The 3,664-nt window shown below is 60.6% G+C and carries 3 protein-coding genes and 1 pseudogene; 1 reads left to right on the plus strand and 3 read right to left on the minus strand.

Annotated features, from left to right (window positions below; translation table 11 throughout):
• Together Q4G24_RS16455 and Q4G24_RS16460 are read right to left on the minus strand one after the other, a co-directional pair.
• Positions 1-878: ATP-binding cassette domain-containing protein (locus Q4G24_RS16455; protein ID WP_303367617.1), on the minus strand; the 878-nt coding region annotated here is incomplete at its 3' end.
• Positions 879-1,234: 356 nt separating this feature from the next.
• Positions 1,235-1,480: an AlpA family transcriptional regulator gene (locus tag Q4G24_RS16460; protein WP_303367618.1), complete on the minus strand. Its 246-nt coding sequence runs from the start codon at positions 1,478-1,480 to the stop codon at positions 1,235-1,237.
• A gap of 228 nt (positions 1,481-1,708) precedes the next feature.
• Between Q4G24_RS16460 and Q4G24_RS16465 the strand changes: the two genes are divergently transcribed.
• Positions 1,709-2,206, plus strand: a complete 498-nt coding sequence (locus Q4G24_RS16465) for a hypothetical protein (RefSeq protein WP_303367619.1) — start codon at positions 1,709-1,711, stop codon at positions 2,204-2,206.
• Here the strand turns inward: Q4G24_RS16465 and Q4G24_RS16470 are convergent.
• Positions 2,134-3,464, minus strand: a pseudogene (locus tag Q4G24_RS16470) (tyrosine-type recombinase/integrase). The gene Q4G24_RS16465 and the pseudogene Q4G24_RS16470 overlap by 73 nt on opposite strands.
• Between the last annotated feature and the right edge of the window lie 200 nt (positions 3,465-3,664).

Genomic DNA, 3,664 nt, shown 5'->3' on the forward strand with positions numbered 1-3,664 from the left:
CCTCTGAAGAGAGTATCGCTCTCAGAAGACCGGAACGGAACCGGTGCAGGTCCAGATTGGTCCAGCCGAACCTGCTCGTTCACAAGGTCGAAAAGGAGTGCTTGAACACGGTCGATGCGCGTTTGGTCTGAGAAGCGGGCCTTCTCTTGTCGCTCCCAGAGAGACACGTTCTGCTCGTGTTCTTTGCGTGTAGCAGCTGTCATCTTCATCGCACCGCTGGCCGTCCACATCTGTCGGTGCGCGGCGACACGGATCACGCTAGTTCCCGAGCTTTGCCACTTCATGAGTGACTGGATAAGCGACGACTTTCCGGTCCCGTTGGAGCCAAGAAGGAATACGCGATCGCCCACGCTGAGGGGCAAGGTGATCGGCGGCAGGTCCCCGCCTGGACCAAACCGATGGATGGTCGGCGCGATTAACTGGACCCGGTTGGTAATTTCGATAGCCTCCTGCTTCATACGTGCCTCTCGCTCGGTCGGGACGACCTGATACTGGAGCGTCAACCGATCTTCAGGGTCGCCGTGGCTGGTCGCCATCACGTCGATCACCTGGACGGCGAGGAACCGATCGTTGGTGTTCTTGATGACAAGGACTTGCCCTTCATCGGGTCTGCGCGTGCGGGACGTGAAATCTAGCCGGGCGATACCGTGGAGCGTGACGTCGGTAGGGTTTTTGGCGCCATGTGCGATGGCAATGCCACGCGTGGTCGCTGGATCGTTGTAGGCAATAATATTCGTGCCGCTTGAACCCGACCACTTGGTTTCGAAGGATGCTTCTCCTTGACCAAATAGAGCACGCCCATCATGCTCAGCGTAGCGAATGACAGCTTGCCCGGAGGACGCGGTGAAATGTGGCGGAGGAACCTGATTATGCTTCATGGGCTTAATCTAGAAGGCTGCAGTCATTCTGAAAAGCCGCCATCTGACAAGCGCCAACAAACGGCAGGTTCGAACATCTCGCATCAGTGACATTTATGGATCTGAATCGCCGCGCACCGCACGAACGGCGGGTCTGACGAATGCTGCGCGGTGCCTTGCCGAATGGCGGCTTCGGGCCAAAAATACATCTTTTACCTACATTCCATTCTTCCTCGTCGCCAGCTCCTCGATTGATCGCGTCTCGAACGCGGTTGGCGCTACGAAGTGCAGTACAGCTTCCCAGTCTGTCACTGCGATCAACCACCAGGCCAGCCCTACGACGTAGCCCGCAGCCAGCAGTAAACCAACCGCGCGGATCATCGGCCACCGCGCCCACGCGGCCCGGCTTTCCGGGTCTCCTGATCCAGCAGCCAGCTTTGGACAGCGGCGCGGCGGTAGATGATTTTGCGGCCGATACGCACGCAGGGCGGGCCGATGCGGCGGGTTTCCCAGCGGGCCAGCGTGTCGCTGGTAAGCCCGAGCGTCTGGGCCAGTTCTGCACGGCTCATCCAGTCGCGCAAGATATCGGTCTGGTCGTCATTTGGTTGGATACCGTCAGTCATCTGTCCGCCTTTCGCATGTGGTTTCATACCGTCAGCAGGGCGCGAAACCGGACCGGAATGCGCGGAATGGACCGGAAAGGGGCTGGAGCAGGACTATTCCGGTGCAGATGATTTTTAGGTCACAAGAATGTTGAACCCTGACCACGCGTAAAGCGTGTGTAATGTGGGCATCGAATCGCGCTAAGCGTGTAAGTCTCCCCGCTCACTCAACTGAACGGGAGATAATCCATGAGGTTACCACCTCGGACATTTTTCTGTCTGATCGAAGTCGCGTCGCGATGGGGTTGTAGCAACGCCGACATCGTCGACTGGTCCGCCGCCGGCCGGATCGAGATCGTCGCCAGCATACAGCCGACGCGTTTCGGCGCAGAGATACTTTCCGGTATCGTCGTAATTTCAGCCGCCGACATTATTCCCATGTTCCGGCGTGACGGGTCTGGGCCAAATTCTTGTCAGGTTCGGCGCGCGATGCAGCCCGGTCAGACGGAAACCGGCTGGCAGTATTTGGCGCTGGGCGAGCTGGCACCAGTTATCACGCGCGCGGATATTTTGATCACCACGACCGAAATCTGTCGTTTCGAAGAGGCGCATGGTTTGTCAAAAAGAGTGGCGGTCCAGTCGCCCAACCTGAAATATGATTGGGACGAATTCTATCAGGCGATGATCGTGCATATCCATGAACGCGGCCTGCCTGCGACGCAGGCCGATTTGGCGCGCGCTTCGTGAAGAGGCATAGCGCCATCCGCTGACGGCGTGGGCTGGATCAGCCGGGGCCGTGCCCGCATCATGCCAGCCACGGCATCCACGCCGGCCCGCAAGGGCGAGTCCATGAGATGCGCATAGCGCTGCGTGGTGCGGGTCTGCGAGTGGCCCAGCAGTTTCCCGATCATTTCTAATGAGGCCCCGCCGCTGACCAGCAATGAGGCGAAGGTGTGCCGCAGATCATGGATGCGCACGCCGGGCAGATCCGCCTTTTCTTGGATATCGCGCCAGAAACGGCGGATTTCCTGCACTGGTCGATCCTTGTCGCTGTCGCCCGGAAACAGCCATGCGCAGCCCGCAGGCACGCTGTCCTGCTGCAGCCGCACCAGCGCTGCCGCCTCGGCCGAGATCGGCACACGATGAATCCGGCGCTGCTTGGTCTTGATCGCGGGCTTGGCCCAAGCACCTTGCGGCAGGTCAAATTCCTCGAACCGCGCGGTGCGGACCTCACCGACCCTTGTGCCGGTCAGCATGCAGAGCCGGATGATCGTGGCGGCGCGCTGATCCTTGGCAGCGGACAGCGCATCGCTGAGCCGTCCGATTTCCTCCAGCGAGAGAAAACGGTCCCGCTCGACCTCGGTGCGTCGGCGGAAACCGGCGGCGGGGTTGTCGGCGCGCATTTTCCATTGCACTGCCAGATTGAACATCTTGCGCAGCGCCTCGCCGGTGCGGTTGGCGCGGATCGGCGTCGGGCGGGCAGGGGCCAGCGGCTTGCGGCGCTTGGGTTTCTGTTTGGCGGGGCGCTTGCGACCCTCGGCGATCTTGTTGAGCAGGTGCTCCACATCGGCGGGTTCGATCCAGTCACCAGCTTGTTTTGCCAATGCGGCGCGACCAGCTTGCGCATCATGCTTTCCTGATCGGCACGGTTGCGGGGCGCCAGATGCACGGCGTGTTCCTTCAGATAGCGGTCGATCAGATCGCTGATCCGCGGCGCGTCGCGGGCATCCTCACGATCCGCCATCGGATCAACGCCGGTGTCGATCAGGCGGCGCAGCTCGCGCGCCCGTTCGCGGGCGGCGGTGACGCTCCATTCCGGCCAGCGGCCAATGGTATAGCGCCGCTGGCGCCCGGCGCTGCGATAGTCGAACATGAAGGACCGGCTGCCGGAGGCGTAGATGCAGACCGACAGGCCTAAAATCTCACTGTCGAACATCTGCCATGATTTCTGGCGCGGCTCGGCGTTTCGCACAGCCTTTTCGGTGAGTTTCTTACGTTGTTTCATAAGGTTGCCTCCTTTCCAAAGCATCCAGACGGATGCGTAGAGTGGGGCAGAGTGCAACTCATATCTGCACCGGAATGCGCGGAATGGGAAGGAATGGTAGGTTGCCGGGTAATCCGGCCGCGGGGGTGGGCTATTCGTCGGTGTTGATCTCATCGACCATGGCGACCCGCGCGCCGATCCACTCCATCACATTGACCGCC

The sequence above is a fragment of the Paracoccus sp. (in: a-proteobacteria) genome, from assembly GCF_030538695.1.
Taxonomy (GTDB): domain Bacteria; phylum Pseudomonadota; class Alphaproteobacteria; order Rhodobacterales; family Rhodobacteraceae; genus Paracoccus.